This is a genomic window from Saccharothrix hoggarensis, from assembly GCF_042678885.1.
Classification (GTDB): Bacteria; Actinomycetota; Actinomycetes; order Mycobacteriales; family Pseudonocardiaceae; genus Actinosynnema; species Actinosynnema hoggarensis.
Window position 1 is genome coordinate 1 of sequence record NZ_JBHTLK010000168.1, and the last position, 15,855, is coordinate 15,855.

Annotated in this window: 14 protein-coding genes and 4 pseudogenes; 14 read left to right on the forward strand and 4 right to left on the reverse strand. The window is 73.2% G+C overall.

The features are described from left to right. From ACFQ3T_RS25845 to ACFQ3T_RS25855, 3 genes and pseudogenes are all read left to right on the forward strand, one after another. Nucleotides 1–422 (forward strand): annotated as a pseudogene (locus ACFQ3T_RS25845) (efflux RND transporter periplasmic adaptor subunit); the annotation flags it as partial. Between the two features lie 11 nt (nucleotides 423–433). Further along, a pseudogene (locus ACFQ3T_RS25850) lies at nucleotides 434–949 on the forward strand (ABC transporter ATP-binding protein); the annotation flags it as partial. Nucleotides 950–1,181: 232 nt separating this feature from the next. Next, nucleotides 1,182–2,489 carry an ABC transporter permease gene (locus tag ACFQ3T_RS25855; protein WP_380726772.1) on the forward strand — a complete coding sequence of 436 codons (1,308 nt, stop codon included), beginning with the start codon at nucleotides 1,182–1,184 and terminating at the stop codon, nucleotides 2,487–2,489. A 48-nt stretch (nucleotides 2,490–2,537) separates the two neighbouring features. On the opposite strand, the gene ACFQ3T_RS25860 is transcribed toward ACFQ3T_RS25855, so the two are convergent. Then, nucleotides 2,538–3,083, reverse strand: a complete 546-nt coding sequence (locus ACFQ3T_RS25860) for a DUF4232 domain-containing protein (protein WP_380726774.1) — start codon at nucleotides 3,081–3,083, stop codon at nucleotides 2,538–2,540. A 337-nt stretch (nucleotides 3,084–3,420) separates the two neighbouring features. On the opposite strand from ACFQ3T_RS25860, the gene ACFQ3T_RS25865 reads away from it, so the two are divergent. After that, nucleotides 3,421–4,233, forward strand: coding sequence for a nitroreductase/quinone reductase family protein (locus ACFQ3T_RS25865; RefSeq protein WP_380726776.1), 813 nt, complete (start codon nucleotides 3,421–3,423; stop codon nucleotides 4,231–4,233). A gap of 101 nt (nucleotides 4,234–4,334) precedes the next feature. On the opposite strand, the gene ACFQ3T_RS25870 is transcribed toward ACFQ3T_RS25865, so the two are convergent. The 3 genes and pseudogenes from ACFQ3T_RS25870 to ACFQ3T_RS25880 form a co-directional block, all read right to left on the reverse strand. Next, nucleotides 4,335–5,132 (reverse strand): family 16 glycosylhydrolase, encoded by a 798-nt coding sequence (locus tag ACFQ3T_RS25870; RefSeq protein WP_380726777.1) that lies wholly within the window; start codon nucleotides 5,130–5,132, stop codon nucleotides 4,335–4,337. Nucleotides 5,133–5,291: 159 nt separating this feature from the next. Next, on the reverse strand, nucleotides 5,292–5,864 hold the full coding sequence (locus ACFQ3T_RS25875; RefSeq protein ID WP_380726779.1) for a TetR/AcrR family transcriptional regulator: 573 nt from the start codon (nucleotides 5,862–5,864) through the stop codon (nucleotides 5,292–5,294). Nucleotides 5,865–5,872: 8 nt separating this feature from the next. Beyond that, nucleotides 5,873–6,667: pseudogene (locus ACFQ3T_RS25880) on the reverse strand (class I SAM-dependent methyltransferase). 191 nt (nucleotides 6,668–6,858) lie between these two features. Between ACFQ3T_RS25880 and ACFQ3T_RS25885 the strand changes: the two are divergent. The 10 genes and pseudogenes from ACFQ3T_RS25885 to ACFQ3T_RS25930 all read left to right on the forward strand — a co-directional run. After that, nucleotides 6,859–7,662: pseudogene (locus ACFQ3T_RS25885) on the forward strand (S1 family peptidase); the annotation flags it as partial. A gap of 87 nt (nucleotides 7,663–7,749) precedes the next feature. Next, nucleotides 7,750–8,028 carry a proprotein convertase P-domain-containing protein gene (locus tag ACFQ3T_RS25890; RefSeq protein ID WP_380726796.1) on the forward strand — a complete coding sequence of 93 codons (279 nt, stop codon included), beginning with the start codon at nucleotides 7,750–7,752 and terminating at the stop codon, nucleotides 8,026–8,028. 161 nt (nucleotides 8,029–8,189) lie between these two features. Next, complete coding sequence (locus tag ACFQ3T_RS25895) at nucleotides 8,190–9,719, forward strand: sensor histidine kinase (RefSeq protein WP_380726781.1); 1,530 nt, start codon at nucleotides 8,190–8,192, stop codon at nucleotides 9,717–9,719. Next, nucleotides 9,707–10,348, forward strand: coding sequence for a response regulator (locus tag ACFQ3T_RS25900; protein ID WP_380726783.1), 642 nt, complete (start codon nucleotides 9,707–9,709; stop codon nucleotides 10,346–10,348). Before ACFQ3T_RS25895 ends, ACFQ3T_RS25900 begins: the two co-directional genes overlap by 13 nt. A 30-nt stretch (nucleotides 10,349–10,378) precedes the next feature. Beyond that, on the forward strand, nucleotides 10,379–11,488 hold the full coding sequence (locus ACFQ3T_RS25905) for a hypothetical protein (protein WP_380726785.1): 1,110 nt from the start codon (nucleotides 10,379–10,381) through the stop codon (nucleotides 11,486–11,488). Next, on the forward strand, nucleotides 11,485–12,261 hold the full coding sequence (locus tag ACFQ3T_RS25910; RefSeq protein WP_380726787.1) for a hypothetical protein: 777 nt from the start codon (nucleotides 11,485–11,487) through the stop codon (nucleotides 12,259–12,261). The genes ACFQ3T_RS25905 and ACFQ3T_RS25910 overlap by 4 nt, the downstream gene beginning before the upstream one ends. Beyond that, nucleotides 12,258–12,602, forward strand: a complete 345-nt coding sequence (locus tag ACFQ3T_RS25915) for a cupredoxin domain-containing protein (RefSeq protein ID WP_380726788.1) — start codon at nucleotides 12,258–12,260, stop codon at nucleotides 12,600–12,602. The genes ACFQ3T_RS25910 and ACFQ3T_RS25915 overlap by 4 nt, the downstream gene beginning before the upstream one ends. Next, on the forward strand, nucleotides 12,599–13,690 hold the full coding sequence (locus tag ACFQ3T_RS25920) for a hypothetical protein (RefSeq protein WP_380726790.1): 1,092 nt from the start codon (nucleotides 12,599–12,601) through the stop codon (nucleotides 13,688–13,690). Before ACFQ3T_RS25915 ends, ACFQ3T_RS25920 begins: the two co-directional genes overlap by 4 nt. Nucleotides 13,691–13,951: 261 nt before the next feature. Then, nucleotides 13,952–14,710, forward strand: coding sequence for a bestrophin-like domain (locus tag ACFQ3T_RS25925; RefSeq protein WP_380726792.1), 759 nt, complete (start codon nucleotides 13,952–13,954; stop codon nucleotides 14,708–14,710). Then, the coding region (locus ACFQ3T_RS25930; protein ID WP_380726794.1) for a DUF6923 family protein at nucleotides 14,707–15,855 on the forward strand (1,149 nt) is incomplete at its 3' end. The genes ACFQ3T_RS25925 and ACFQ3T_RS25930, both read left to right, overlap by 4 nt.

A 15,855-nucleotide genomic window follows, 5' to 3' on the forward strand; every position in this document is an offset into this window, starting at 1 on the left:
CCGCCGACCCGCCCGGCGGCAGCAACGCGCCCGCGCCGCCCGCACCTCCCGCGCCGCAGGAACCGCGCGAGCCCGAGACGTCGTCGCAGCCGACCGGCCTGCGCCTGGTCTGCACCGCGCCCGCCGACGTGAAGCTGATCAACGGCGCCGCCGCCACGCTGGAGCTCGTCACCGCGACCGCGCAGAACGCGCTGGTCGTGCCGGTCGAGGCGGTGGCGGGCGGCCAGGGCCGCGGCAAGGTCGACGTGGTCGGGCCGGACGGGGCGAAGGAGACGAAGGACGTCGAGCTCGGCCTCACCGACGGCAAGGTCGTGGAGATCAAGTCCGGTCTGACGGGCGACGAGACGCTGGCCGTGCCGGGTCCGAACCTGCCGCCCGCCGAGCCCGACGGCCGGGGCGGCCCCGAGACGGGGTCGAAGTGACCACGTCGCCGATGCCCGTCCCGCCGCACGTCCCCTTTCACGTCCCGCCGCACGACGTCCCGCCCGCGGCCCCGCTGATCCGCCTCACCGGCGTGACGAAGACCCTCAAGGGCCAGGACGAGCCGCGCACCATCCTCGCCGGCGTCGACCTGACCGTGCACGCGGGCGACAGCGTCGCCATCCTGGGCCGCTCCGGCTCCGGCAAGAGCACGCTGCTCAGCCTGATCGGCCTGTTCGACCGGCCCGACGGCGGCCAGTACCTGTTGGGGGACCGGGACATCACGAAGATCCCCGAGCGCAGGGCCGCCGCGCTGCGCAGCGCCGAGTTCGGGTTCGTGTTCCAGCGCTTCTTCCTGCTCAAGCACCTGACGGCGGCGCAGAACGTGGCGATGGCCCTGGTCAACGGCCAGGGCTGGCTGCCGAGGCGCAAGCGCAAGGCCAAGGTGCTGGCCGCGTTGGAGCGCGTCGGGATCGGCCACCTGGCCAAGCACAAGCCGCCCCGGCTGTCCGGCGGCGAGCAGCAGCGCGTGGCGATCGCCCGCGCCCTGGTGCGGGAACCGCGCATCCTGCTCGCCGACGAGCCGACCGGCGCGCTGGACACCGACACCGGCAACCTCGTGGTCGAGGTGCTGCGCCAGGCCACCGACCAGGGCTGCGGGCTCGTGCTCGTCACCCACGACCACGACCACGCGGCGAAGATGGGCCGCGTCTTCCAGCTGTCCGACGGCGTGCTGAACCCGGCCCGCGGCGGGTGGTCGCGTGATCCGGCTCTCGGGCAGGCTGCGCGCGTCGGTGATCATCGGCGGCCAGGGCATCCGGGCCCGCAAGCTGCGCACGTTCCTGTCGATGATCAGCCTGTTCCTCGGCGTGCTCGCCGTGGTGGTGGTGCAGGCGGGCGCGGAGATCGCGAACCGGGCCATGCTCTCGGACGTCGAGCTGTCGCAGGGCAAGGACGGCACCCGGCAGATGTACCTGTCGCCGGAGGGGCGGACCGTGCCGGTGGCGCTGGAGGTGCTGCGGGGCCGCACCGACGCGGTCGCCATGACCAGCACGCGCGCGATCATCGGCGAGCCGGGCGTGCGTCCGGTCAACGAGGGCGGCGGGTCGATCGACCAGCCCGGCGGCTACGGCGGCTCGATGACGTGCGACATGAACGGCTGCTACGCCGTGGACGAGGGCGACGCCGGCGCGCCGCAGGGCCAGGCGGTGGAGCTGGAACTGGTGGGCCTCAGCGGTGACATCCGCCAGTTCCGCCCGTTCCGCCCGTCGCAGGGGGAGTGGCTGGACTTCGCGGGCGAACCGTCGCTGGCGCCGCGGCTCGTGCTGAACGAGGAGGCCGCGAAGGCCTTCACCCGGTACCGCGTGCCGGCGGAGATGCGGGTGGACGGCGCCACCGCCAACCCGACGCCGCGGATCATCGGCGTGATCGACGACGGCGGCTACCGGCCGACCGCGTACGCGCGCACCGACGAGATCCTGAACTGGCTCCCGGAGACCAGCATGGCCGGCGGCAACTCCGGCCCGGGCCTCCAGGTCTTCATGACGCCGACGGCGACCGAGGTCGAGCACGTCCTGCGGGCCAGGCTCACCGCGGCGGGCACCCCGGCCGACCGCATCCACGTGTCCACGGTGGAGACGTTGGAGCGCATGTCCACCCAGCTCGCCGTGCTGCGCTGGATCTTCCTCGGCCTGGCGGCGCTCGTGCTGCTGATCGGCGTGGCGGGCATCCTCAACGTCGGCCTCGCGACGGTCGGCGAGCGCATCGAGGAGTTCGCGCTGCGCCGCGCCGTGGGGACGCCGAGGTTGCTGCTGGCGGGCATCGTGCTGGCCGAGACGTTGCTGACGGGCCTGTTGACGGCGGCGCTGGCGATCGGGGCGGGCGTGCTGGGGCTGAAGGTCGGGCTGGCCCTGTTCGGCTCGCGGTTCCCGTCGCTGGAGGGCGTCGAGTTCCCGTGGCAGGCGGGCGTGGCGGGCGTGGCCGCGGGCCTGGTTGCGGGCGTCCTCGGCGGTCTGGTCCCGGCGTTGCGCGCCGCGCGCATCCCGATCTCGACGGTGATGCGAGCCTGATCGGGGCCTGATGCGGGCCTGGTCCCGGCCTGGTTCGGGCCGCCCGGCTCAGGGCGTCATCGCGGTCCACGGCATCACGCCGACCTTGCCGGTGCTGCCGAGGTCGAGCGTGACGGGGTGGCGGTGCTCGTCGAGGGGCGTGTACACCTGCGCCGGCCGCCCGGCGGCGACAGCGATCTCCAGGTGCTCGCCGACCGCCGGCGGCGCGGACACGTCCGTGTAGGTGTTGCGCCACAACAAGCCCGTCCGCGCCGACTCGCCGGGCCCCACCACGACCGGCTGCGGCGGGGCGTCGAACGCCGTCACCGCCGAGATCCCGAACGACCCCTGCCCGACCGCCACGAGCAGCGGCGCGCGCTCGGCGTCCAGCACCGTGACGGACGGGTAGCCGTTCAGCTCCACCGCCTCGGCGCCGCAGTTGGTCGCCCGCAGCGACAGCACGCGCAGACCCATCGCCGCCTCCTGGGCCAGCACGTCGTACTCGACGCCGTGCGGGCACGCGTCGGCGGACCGCGACGGAGCCGGCTCCGGCTGCCCCGGAACGGGCGTGCACGCGGACAGCAGGACGAGCACCAGGAATGGCAGTCGGGACATGGCTCCGATAGTGCCACGGGAATGGGAAGTTGCCCGCCCGCGCAGTCCCGGATAAGCTCCCGCCCGTGACTGCCGGGTCGGCCTTGAGCCACGAGCGAGAGAGTCACCCGGCCGCGGTTTGACCGCCGGGTGGGCCCGCGGCCCGCCGTTCTCCGCTTCTCCCAGGGTTTCCACGCACGTCGGCGTGACGCACCCGCACACCTGCCGCACCGCACCGTTTCCGCGCGCCCGAGCCGGTCCACGCGCCGTGCCCGCGCGCCTCCACAAAACCTTCACCGAAAACCACGGGCGAATTCACCCGCGGTGACTCGGCATGCCCGAAAACAGGAGAACGCCAATGGATTTCAACCAGCAGGTGATCGAGGAGTTCCGTGCCAACGCGGGCCGCGTCGGAGGCCCTTTCGAAGGGGGCAGGCTGATCCTGCTCACCACCACCGGCGCCCGCACCGGCAAGCGCCACACCACGCCCGTGGGCTACCTGCCCGACGGCGACCGCATCCTCGTCATCGCGTCGGCCGCCGGCTCGCCGCGCCACCCGGCGTGGTTCCACAACCTCGTCGCCAACCCCGTCGTGCGGGTGGAGGACGGCGTCTTCACCTACGACGCCAAGGCCGTCGTGCTCGACGGGCCGGAACGCGACGAGATGTGGGCCCGCGCCGTCGAGTCGGACCCCGGGTGGGCCGAGTACCAGGCCAAGACCAGCCGGCGCATCCCCGTCGTCGCCCTGACCCAGGTCTCCGGCGGCCCGCCGAACGCGTCGAGCTGGGGCGCCGCGCTGAAGCTCGTGCACGACGCGTTCCGCCGGGAACTGGCCACGATCCGCCGCGAGGTCGCCGCGTCGAAGCCGGTGCTCGGCGCGCAGCTGAAGGCGAACTGCCTGACCGCGTGCCAAGGACTGCGCTTCCACCACACGTCCGAGGACCGCGGCACGTTCCCGGCGCTGCGCGAGCGCTTCCCGGAGCTGGCGCCGGTCCTCGACCGGCTCGGCGCGGAGCACGAGCGCATCGCCGACCTGCTCACGCGCCTGCAGGAGACCCTGGACCGGACCGACGCGCCGACCCTGCGGGACGACGTCGACCGGCTGGTCGACGAGCTGGAGGCCCACCTGGCGTACGAGGAGGAGAACCTGATCCCCTTCCTCGACGCGTGACGGTGACGCCGCGGCGGGCCGACCTGCCTCCCGCGACCGGGAGCGGGCCGGCCCGCGGTCCGTCACCGGCCCTGGGACCGGGCTGGCGCGCGGCGGACGCGTCAGGCGCGGGTGCGGCCGACGTAGAGGTTGCGGGCGCGGTAGTAGGTGGGGGTGGTGGGGCCGGGTGACCCCGACGAGCCCTCCATCTGGAGGTTGATGATGATCCACAGGGGCTTGCCGACGAAGTTCGCGCCCCGGTGCTGCCCGACCCACGTGCCGTCGAGGTAGTAGTGGATGTCCACGTCCGTGGCGTTCACCTTGGCGATCCACGCCCGGTAGGTGTGCCACGCGCCGGGGTCGGCCACCGACCGGATGGTGTTCGACCACCCGCCGGAGGCGTTCTTGTAGGTGTTGGACCAGTTCCGCGCGTCACCCTTGTACTCCAGGATGTCGCTCTCCGGCGGCCACGAGTTCACCCCGGTGAGCCAGAACGCGGGCCACGTGCCGCGGGCCGACGGCGCCTGGAACTCGCCCCGCACCTCCCAGTTCGGGAACCGGTCGTCGACCAGCACGTGCTGCTTGGCGTGCACCGCGCCGGAGTGGTACCGGATCGGGAGGTGCGGGTCGGCCGAGCTGGTGCCCTCGTCCCAGCTGATCCGGGTCGCCTTGAGGACGAGCGTCGACCCTTCGAGGTACACGTGGTTGTGGTCGGACGGACTCGCGTACATGCGAGCCGTGCCGTTGTGGTCCGAACCCCACGGGTAGCGGTAGTTCCAGACCGACTCCAACGTGCCGTAGTTCGCGAACGAACCGTTGATGACGGTCTCCCAGGTGGCGGCCCCGGCGAGCCGGGACGTGCCGAGGGCGGCCAGTCCGGCTCCGCCTGCCAGCAGGAGACCGCGTCGACTCACTGTCACGGGAAAGCCCTTTCCTCGACCACGTTGACGAGGCGGTGTGCTCCCGAACGTAGAGATCCGCTCGACTTCGCGTCAACGGTCGCCCACGACCGGCGTTCCTGGACTGGTCGGCCACTCACCCTCGCGACCCCGAGAGGCGACGTGGCCTCGTCCGAAGGTTCAGTAGTGGCGGATGCCCGCCGACAGCGTCCGCGCCCACGGCGCGTCGACCCCGTCCGCGTCCACCGCCACGACCAGGTGGCACAACATGCCCTTGGCGAAGAAGTCCTGCACCTGCGGCTCGCTGCCGCCGGACACCCCGCGCACGTACTCCACCATGCGGGCGTACCCGCGCTGCACGACCTCGCGCACGGCCGGTTCCGACACGGCCGCGCACTGGGCGTGCATCTGGACCAGCAGGAGCGTGTTCTCCTCGGCGATCAGCCGCGCGTACGCGTCGCCCATCGCGTGCAGGACCGCCTCCGCCGAACTGCCCGCGGCGCCCGCGACCCCGTCCGCGAGGCTCTCCCTGATCCGCGCGAAGCAGTGCTCGACCACGGACAGGAACAGCGCTTCCTTGTCGGGGAAGAGGCGGTAGACGTAGGCCTGCGAGATGCCGGCCGACTTGGCGACCTCGCCCGTGGTGGTGCCGTAGTAGCCGCGGGCGGCGAACGCGCCGAGGGCGGTCCGGAGCACCGTCTCCCGGCGCTCCTCGGCGGTGGAGAGTCGGCGTTCGCTCGGAGCTGCGGGCATGAGAGTAATCAACCACTCACACCTTCGGAAGTCAAGCCGGCCCGCGCGACGACGTGCGTCAACGCCGCCACGCCCCGGTACGGGTCCGTCGCACCCGCACGCTCCTCGCAGTCGAGCAGGTCGGCGAGCGTCCCCTCGTCCGGCAGCGGCGCGTCGTCGGCCGCGTGGTCGGTGAACACCCGCACCCCGTACCAGGAGTGGACGGCCGGCCGCCGGTGGGCGAGCACGGCGGTCAGGTCGGCGAGGCGGTCGGCGCGGGCGCTCACCCCGAGGCGGTTGCCGTACGACACCCCGTCGAACGCCGCCCGCGCCGCCGCCCAGTCACCGGCCAGCCCCGGCCGCATGGCGAGCCCGTCGCCGTTGCGCACCAACAGGGACACCAGCCCGCCCGCCGCGACGACGTCCGTCGGCTCGGCCACGATCGGCGCGGGGTCGGGGAAGTACATGAGCACGCCGTGGCACAGCACCGCGTCGTACCCGCCGGCGAGCGTGCCGAGGTCTCGGGCGTCGCCCGGCACCAGTCACACGCGCGCCCGCGCGTCGGCACCTTCGGCCGCCAGGGCGGCGTCGAAGTCGCCGAGCAGCGCGTCCGACGAGTCCACCCCGGTCACGTCGTGCCCGAGCCGCGCCGGCCGCAGCGCCTGCGTGCCCTGCCCGCACCCCACGTCCAGCACGCGGCACGGCGCGACGGGCAGGTGCGCCGCCGGCTGCCGCGCCACGACCTCCTGCCGCACGACCTGGCGGAGCGTCCCCAGCCGGGCGCGCCACCGCCCCTCACCCGAAGCAAAACCGGTCCCCGTCACAACTCACCAGAGAACCACACGTCTTAGCAGGTCCGCGCCGAAAGAACTCCCGTCGATCGACGGATTGTGAGCAGGCTGTCCGCCACGCACGATGAGCGCGCCGGCTGAGGGGCCGGCTGTTCGACACCCTGCGATCTCGACGTCCGGCCACCCTGCGAGCACGACCCGGCCGGGCGCGGGAAGGATTCACCGTGCGCAACACCGCGAGAAAGACGCTTGCCCTCGCCGCGGGCATCGTCGCCACCCTGGCCGCGTTCGCGGGCCAGGCGATCGCCGCCCCGCCGCCACCGGACGCGGGCAACCCGACGCCCATGGTCGTCGGCGGCACCCAGGCCGCCAAGGGCGAGTTCCCGTGGATGGTCCGGCTGTCGATGGGCTGCGGCGGCGCGATGCTGACCGACCAGCTCGTGCTGACCGCCGCCCACTGCGTCAGCCGCACCGGCAACAACACGTCCATCACGGCCACGTACGGCGTGACGGACCTCCAGGACACGACCAGGATCACCCGCACGTCCACCTACGTGCACCGCGCCCCGACCTACGGCACGGCGACCGGCGGCGACTGGGCGCTGATCAAGCTGGCCGGCCCGATCACCGGCGCGGCCAATCTGCCGATCGCCACCACCGCGGCCTACAACACCGGTGTGTTCACCGTGGCCGGCTGGGGCGCGACCCGCGAGGGTGGCAGCCAGTCCCGCTACCTGATGAAGGCGAACGTCGACTACATCGACGACACCACGTGCAAGAACGCCGACCCGTACTACTCCGACCTGATCCCGGCCGCCGAGCTGTGCGCGGGCGACCTCGCCAACGGCGGCGTCGACACGTGCCAGGGCGACTCGGGCGGTCCGATGTTCCGGCGCGACAACGCGGGCGCGTGGATCCAGGTCGGCATCGTCAGCCACGGCAACGGGTGCGCGCGGCCGGGCAACCCCGGCGTCTACACCGAGGTCAGCACGTTCGCCGCGGCCATCAACCAGGCGGCGGCCGACCTCGGCGGCACGACCCAGCCGCCCGGCAAGGTGTTCGAGAACCTGACCAACGTCACCATCCCCGACGCGGGCGCGGCCGTGTACAGCAACGTGACCGTCAGCGGCGTCGCGGGCAACGCGCCGTCCACCCTGAAGGTCGGCGTGGACATCAAGCACTCGTGGGGCGGTGACGTGGTGATCGATCTCGTCGCGCCGGACGGCTCCACCTACCGGTTGAAGAACTCCAGCAGCTCCAGCACGCCCGACATCGTCACCACGTACACGGTGAACGCGTCGTCCGAGGTCGCCAACGGCACGTGGCGGCTCAAGGTGCAGGACGTGTACAGCCAGGACACCGGCTACATCGACGCCTGGCGGCTCACCTTCTGATCCGATCGCGGTCCGGTGGGGCCTCGCGCCGCGGGCGCCCCACCGGATTTCCGCCGCACCAGCGCAGTTCTGACGGCCCGCCCCAGCCCGGGCGCCCCACCGGAGTCCCACCAGCCGGCAAAGCGGTCCGGGTCGGACCGGCCAACGGCTACCTTGGGCACATGCTGCTGCCGTCCGCGATCCTCGCGGTGAGCGCGGTCTTCGTGATCGCGGGTGTCATCAGCCGTCGAGCGCAGCCGCGCAACCGGATCGGGCTGCTGTTCGTGCTCGTCGGGATCGGCTGGGCCCTGGAGTACGCGATCGACGACGGGCCGCTCGCGGTGATGTTCCTGGCCAAGCTGTGGCCGTCGATCCTCGGCCACGCGCTGGTCGCCTTCCCCACCGGACGCCTCCTCACCGTGCCGCGCCGGCTGGTGGTGGCCGCCGGGTACCTGGAGAGCGCGCTGCTGAGCGTGGCGTTCGAGCGGCCGTGCGAACCGTGGGCCGCCACGATCATCGAGGGCGAGACGGCGATGACCGCCGCCGTCGGGATCAGCATGCTGGGCCTGCAACTGCACCGCTGGCGGGTCAGCAGCATGGCGCAGCGGCGCACGCTGACCGCGATGCTCGGCGCGACCGCGGTGGCGATCATCGCGTTCGTCGTGTGGGAGCCGGTGGAACGCGCGGGCCTCAACCCGCCGGTCGTGGTGCTGATGCTCGCGTTGAGCGGCATCCCGTTCGCCTACCTCGCCGGCCTGCTGCGCCGCCGGATGGACCGCGGCGAGGTCGCCGACCTGGTGGTGCGGCTCAGCGGCGACAGCGCGCGGGCCGGCGTGCAGGAGGCGCTGGCCGCCACGCTGCACGACCCGAGCCTGCGCGTCGCCTACTGGGTGGCCGGGCAGGAGCGGTACGTCGACGCGGACGGCAGGCCCGTGGAGCTGGACTGCGCGCACACGCGGGTGGACCGGGCGGGCGCGCCGGTCGCCGTGCTGCTGCACGACCCCGTGCTGGACCTCGAACTCGTGGACGCCGCGTGCGCCGCCGTCGGCCTGGCGCTGGAGAACGAACGGCTCACCGCCGAACTCCGGGCGAAGGTGCGGCAGCTGGACGAGTCGCGCGGCAAGGTGCTGCGGGCGGCCGAGGACGAGCGCCGGCGGTTGGAGCGCAACCTGCACGACGGCGTCCAGCAACGGCTGCTGTCGGTCGCGATGACGTTGGGGCTGGCCGAAACCGTGCCGCCGGACCGCGGCCGCGCCCTCGCCGCCGAGGCCAAGCAGGCCGTCCTCGCCACGATCGACGACGTGCGCGCGGTGTGCCACGGCATCCACCCGCCCGTGCTGACCGAACGGGGGCTGCACGGCGCGGTGCGCGAGCTGACCGCGTTGGCCGGGCCGCGCGTCGAGCTGACGCTGAACCTGCCGGACGCCGTGCCGCCGCTGGTGGAGACCACGGCGTACTACGTGGTGGCGGAGGCGCTGGCGAACGTGGCCAAGCACGCGGAGGCGTCCCGCACGGAAGTCCTCATCACCGGCGGTGACGGGAAGCTGGTCGTGCGGGTGGACGACGACGGGCGCGGGGGAGCGGACGTGGACCGGGGTTCCGGGCTGCGCGGCCTGAGCGAACGGGTGGAAGCGAACGGGGGGACGATGCGGGTGGTCAGCACGGCGTCGACGGGCACGAGCGTGCGGGTGGTGCTGCCGTGCGGGTCGTGATCGCGGAGGATTCCACGTTGCTGCGCGAGGGGTTGACGAGGCTGCTCGCGGAGGCCGGGTTCGACGTCGTCGCGGCGGTCGAGGACGCGCCCGCGCTGGTGAGGTCCGTCGACGAGCACAGGCCGGACGTGGCCATCGTGGACATCCGGATGCCGCCGACGCACACCGACGAGGGGCTGCGGGCGGCGGTGGTGCTGCGCCGCCAGTACCCGGCCACGGGCGTCCTGGTGCTGTCGCAGTACGTCCGCGTCAGCTACGCCGCCGAGCTGCTGGACGTCGGCGCGGACGGCGTCGGCTACCTGCTCAAGGACCGGGTGTCGGACCTGGCCGAGTTCACCGCCGCGATCCGCCGCGTCGGCGCGGGCGGTTCGGCGTTCGACCCGGAGGTGGTGAGCCGGCTGCTGGTGCGGCGCCGGGACGAGAGCGACAGCAGGCTCACCGAACGGGAACGCGCCGTGCTCGCGCTGATGGCGGAGGGCCGCACCAACCAGGCCATCGCGCAACGCCTGTTCATCGCCGAGCGCACCGTGGAGAAGCACTGCACCAGCATCTTCGCCAAGCTGGACCTGTCCGCGAGCCCGCACGACCACCGCCGCGTCCTCGCCGTCCTCCGCTACCTCAACGCGTGACCGCGGTGCGGTTAACCGCACCACGGGGTGGTGCTGGCACGATTCCGGCGGGCGGGGCCGCGCGGCAGGCTCGTCCTCATGGAACTGGGGCGGAGTACTGAAGTCGAGGACCGGCCGACGCCGGCGCGCGGACGGCCGAGGGCGGGCTTCCGCACGGACCTGATCACCGTGCTGCTCGGGACGTGGTTCTCGTTCGGGTTGTTCCTCGACGCGTGGGCGCACTCGAACGTGCCCGAGCTCGAGTCGTTCTTCACGCCGTGGCACGCGGTGTTCTACTCGGGCTTCGCCGCGACCGGCGCGTGGATCCTGTGGGTGCTGTGGCGCAACCACCAGCAGGGCCTGCGCGGGCTGGACGCGGTCCCGATCGGCTACGGCCCGGCCGTGGTCGCGCTGCCCGTGTTCGCCGCCGCCGGCGCGGGCGACTACCTGTGGCACACCTTCATCGGCATCGAGCAGGGCATCGACATCCTGTTCAGCCCGACCCACCTGGCGCTGATCACGTCCATGATCATGATCCTGACCACGCCGCTGCGCACCGCGTGGGCCGACCGCGACGTGGTCAGCCCGACGTTCCGGCAGTTCCTGCCCGCCGCGCTGGCGCTGTCGTTCACGGCCTCGCTGGTGCTGCTGTTCGCCGGTTACGCCGACGCGACCGTGTTCACCGGCGAGGACATCGTCAGGGCGTTCACCTTCGACAAGGGCAAGGGCTCGCGCAACGCGGTGGAGCTCGCCGCCGCGATCATGTTCACCAACCTGATCATGGTGGTGCCGCTGCTGGCGATCGTCCGCCGGTTCCGGCCGCCGTTCGGCACGGCGACGCTCCTCGCGGTCGTGGTGATGCTGCTCAGCACGGCCGTCGCCAACTACACCAACCTCAGCACCGCCATCGGGTTCGTCGTGGCCGGCGTGCTCGTCGACGTGCTGCTGCTGAAGCTGCGCCCGTCCGAGGACCGGGTCAGGGAGTACCGGGTCTTCGCCGCCGCCGCGTCCTTCGTCACCTGGGCCGCGTACTTCGCGGCCGCCATCATCGACCAGGGCACGACGCCGGGCGTCACCGAGATGTGGACCGGCGCCCCCGTCATGGCCGCGCTGCACGGGCTGCTCGTGGCGGTGGTGCTCGTGCCGACCGCCCGCCGGTGAGGCTCGTCCTCCTGGTGCTCGCCCTGCTGGTCGGCACCGCCGCCCCGGCTCAGGCGCACGCCGGCGGCCTCGCGCCGCAGGACCACCTGAGCCGGGTCACCGGGATCGAACCGCCGCTGCCCGGCGTGACGGCGGCGATGGTCAACCACGGGGCCGAGCTGGAGGTCCGCAACGGGGGCGCGGTCCCCGTCGAGGTCGCGGGCCACGTGGTGGCGCCGGGCGAGACCCACCGCTTCCGCGACGAGCGCACCACCCGGCCGGAGTGGGCGGTGCCCGTCGGCACGTCCGTGATCACCGGCCAGGTGGTCACGACGCCGGGGCCGAACCCGTTGTGGTGGCTGGTGTTCACGGCGGCGCTCGCGGTCGGCGGCCACTTCCTCGGACGCCGTCGCGCGCTCCTCGCCGCCGGCGTGGTAGTGGTGACGGCGGCGCACGCGTGGCACGCCGTCGGCGCGACGCTCGCCGTCACCGGCCGGCCGTTCCTGCCGCTGCTGCTCGGCGCGAGCGGCGTCGGCCTGGTGGCGTGGCCGCTGGCCGTGGTCGCGGTGGTGGCGGCGGTGCGGCGCGCACCGGCCACCGCGTTCGTGGCGGCCGTGGTCGGCGCGATGCTCGTCGTGGCCGGCATCCCGGACTTCGACAGCTTCCGGTTCTCCCACCTGCCGTTCGCCGGTCCCGCCGACCTGGACCGGCTGCTCGTGGCACTCACGCTCGGCGGCGGCCTCGGCCTCGCCGCGGGCGGATTCGACTCCATGCGAAGGGAAACACCCCGGTGATCCGTGTCCTGCTGCTCGCCACCCTCGCGGCGCTCGCCGTGCTCGTGCCGGCCGGCTGCACGTCCGCGCCCGCCCCCGCGCCCGCTTCCACGGAACCGTTGGTGCTGCGGCTCTCCGTGGACGACGCGTCGCCGCAGCAGGTCGAGGCGGTGCGCGGGCAGGCCGTCGAGCTGACCGTCACCAGCGCGGAACCCGTGGAGGTCCACGTGCACGGGATCGACGTGCTGGCCAAGGCCGAGGAGGGCAAGCCCGCCGTGCTGGAGTTCACGGTGGACCGGACCGGCACGTTCGACGTGGAGGCGCACCCCGACACGCTGCTGGTGCAACTGGTGGTGCGGTGACGGTCCTCGCGCACGGCGTCGGCGCGCGGCACGACCTGCCGCTGCCGCTGGACCTGGTGCTCCAGGGCGCGGCGGTCGCGCTGCTGGCGTCGTTCCTCGCGCTCGGGCTGCTGTGGACGAAACCCCGGTTCCACCCCGCCGCGCCCGGACCCGAGCGCGACTGGTGGCCGGTCCGGGTGCTGGTCGCGGCCGGCCTGGTGCTCGTGCCCGCGCAGGCGTGGCCGCACCTGGTGTTCGTGCTGCTCTGGGTGGGGGTGGCGGTGCTGTCGATGCTGCTGGGGCCGGTGTGGCGGGTGCTGAACCCGCTGCGCCTGGCCGCGCTCGTCACGCTCGGCCGACCGTACCCGGAGCGGTGGGGGCACTGGCCCGCCGCGCTCGGACTGCTGGCGTTCACGTGGGTCGAACTGGTCGAGCCCGACGCCCTGCCGTGGTTCCTGGTGGCGTACGCCGCGGTGAACGTCGCCGGTGGCGTGGTGTTCGGCCGAGCGTGGTTCGAGCGGGCCGACGGGTTCGAGGTGTTCTCCACCCTGCTCGGCCGGCTGTCGCCGTCGCGCGGCAACCCGTTCCGGGCGCTCGTCGCCACGCCCGTGCGTCCCGGCCTGGTCGCCGTGGTGGCCGTGCTGCTGGGCTCGACCGCGTTCGACAGCATCGGCTCCAGCCCGAGCTGGGAACGGCTCGGCGTGCCCGACTGGGTGGGGCTCCTGGCCTCCGTGGCGCTGGTCGCGGGCACCTACCTGGCGGCGTGCCGCTCGTTCGGGGGCGAACTGGCGCACTCCCTGGTCCCGATCGTGGCCGGGTACGTGGTGGCGCACTACTTCTCGCTGCTCGCCGTGGAGGGCCAGCGGGCCGTCGCGCTCCTGGTCGGCGCCACCGGGTTCACCCCGGACGAGACGGCAGCCGCTCCGGTGCTCGTGGCATCGGTGCAGGTGGGAGCGGTGCTCGTCGGGCACCTGCTGGCCGTCGTGTCCGCGCACGACCGGGCGTTGCGGCTGCTGCCGCCGGAGAAGCACCTGACCGGGCAGGTGCCGCTGCTGGTGCTCATGGTCGGGTACACGTCCGGGGGACTCGCGCTGTTGTTCGCGGGGTGAGCCGGAGGGCACTCCCCCCGTGCCTCCGTCACGGGGTGACTCGGTTGGCTTAACCCGTTAGCCCGATAGGACGGGTTGAACCGCATCCGGGCGGTTCCATCCCGACCACCGCAGCCGTGTGACGCGCCGGCTTCACCCGGCCGTTTGGCATTGCCGTGCGCACGGATGAATCATCTTCTCCCCGGTCAACTCCCATCACTAGTTTCGTACCGTGGATTTCGCGGATCTGTGGAATTCGGTCCGAGTGGTGGAAGGGCATTGATGAGCGTCTACCTCACAGGTCTGCTGTGGGTCGGCGGCGCGGCGGTCATCGCCGCCGTCCTCGCCTACGTGATCCGCAAGTACGGCGAGCTGGAGGGCAGGACCGCCAACAACGAGGCCGCCGGCCAGGTGTTCACGCTGGTGGGCGGCCTGCACGCGGTCCTGGTGGCGTTCGTGCTGATCGCCCTGTTCGACGCGGTGACCCAGGCCGGTGACGCGGCGTACCGCGAGGCGGACGGCCTGGTGGCCGCGACGTGGGCGAGCGAGGCGCTGTCCCCGGAGGCGGGCCAGGAGGTGCGGCAGCTCTCCCGCGAGTACGCCCTCACCGTCATCAACGACGAGTGGCCGGGCATGCGGGCCGGCACCGACTTCGAGTCGGACGGCTGGTCCCAGCTCAACGAGCTGCGCCAGGTGGTGGCGCGCACGCCCGCGTCCGACCAGTGGCAGGTCGAGCGCAAGACCGAGGCCGCGAACCAGCTGTGGAAGGTCTACGAGGCCCGGCAGGCGCGGCTGGACGCGGCGGGCAGCGGCGTCAACACGGTGGTGTGGTTCGTGCTCATCGCGGGCAGCGTGCTGGCCGTCTGCCTGCCGCTGCTGTTCGGCGGCCCGCGCATCCGCACCCACGTCCTCATCGTCGCCACGTTCGCCGCCACCGTCACGCTGCTGCTGTACGCCACGTACCAGCTGCAGAACCCGTTCGGCGGTGGCGCCGACGTGAGCCCGGAGGCCTTCGAGGCCGCCGTCGAGCGGTTCGGATGATCGAGGAGCTCGCCCAGGTCGTGTGCACGACCCTCCAGGTGGAGGCCGATCACCGCGGTCCGTCGACCGTCTACGAGGTCCGGTACCCGTCCGGCGCGACGACCCCCCTGCGCGAGCTGGACGTGCGGCTGAACGCCATCGGCTACTCCGCCGAGCAGGACCTCGTGTACGGCCTGGACGACCGCGGCAGGCTCGTCGCGCTCGACCGGTCGGGCCGCCTCGTCGGCACGCCGAGCCGCCCGTCGCACCTGCTCCGGAACGCGACGGCGGGCGTGGTGGTGGGGGAGCGGCTGGTGGTGCGGGCCGGGCCTTGGCTGCACACGGTCGACATCAACCCCGAGAGCCCCCTGTACGGGCACGTGCTGCGCAAGGTGCTGCTGCGCCCGTGGCACGGCCTGACCGTGGACGACTTCGACGTCAACCCGGCCGACGGCCTCCTGTACGGCGTGGCCACGCACGAGCACGGGCCCGGTGTCGTGGTCTCCATCGACCCGCGCACCGGCGAGGTGCGGCGGGCGCCCGGCGTGGGGAGGCTGCCCGGTGGGAGCGGGTACGGCGCGGTGACGTTCAGCCCGGAGGGCGCGCTCTACGCCACCAACAACCAGCACGGTGGTCGCAGCACGCTGTGGCGGGTGGCGATGGACGGTTCCGGCGTGGTCACCGAGGTCTCGTCCCGGCCGCCGCTGCACACCATCGACTCGTCCGGCTGCCTGCCGACCGTCCCCACGCCCACTCCCACCCCAACGCCGACTCCCACCCCGACCCCGACACCTACCCCCACACCGACACCGACCACCACCACGCCGCCGACGACCACCACGACGACGCCGCCGACGACCACGGCTCCGACCACGACCCCGCCGACCACGAAGCCGCCGGGCACCACCACGACCACGCCGGCACCCACGACCACGACGCCGCCGCGAACGACGACGCCGGCTCCCACCACCATCCCACCGCGGACGACCACGCCCGGCACCACCACCACGCGGCCGGTCCCGCCCGGCACCACCACCACGCGGCCGGTCCCGCCCGTCACCACGACCACACCACCGCCCGCGCGCACCACCACGACCACGCCGCGACCCACCCCGCCGCCGCCACCCCCGCCGGTGGCCCAGCCGCCGCCACCACAGCCGGTGGTC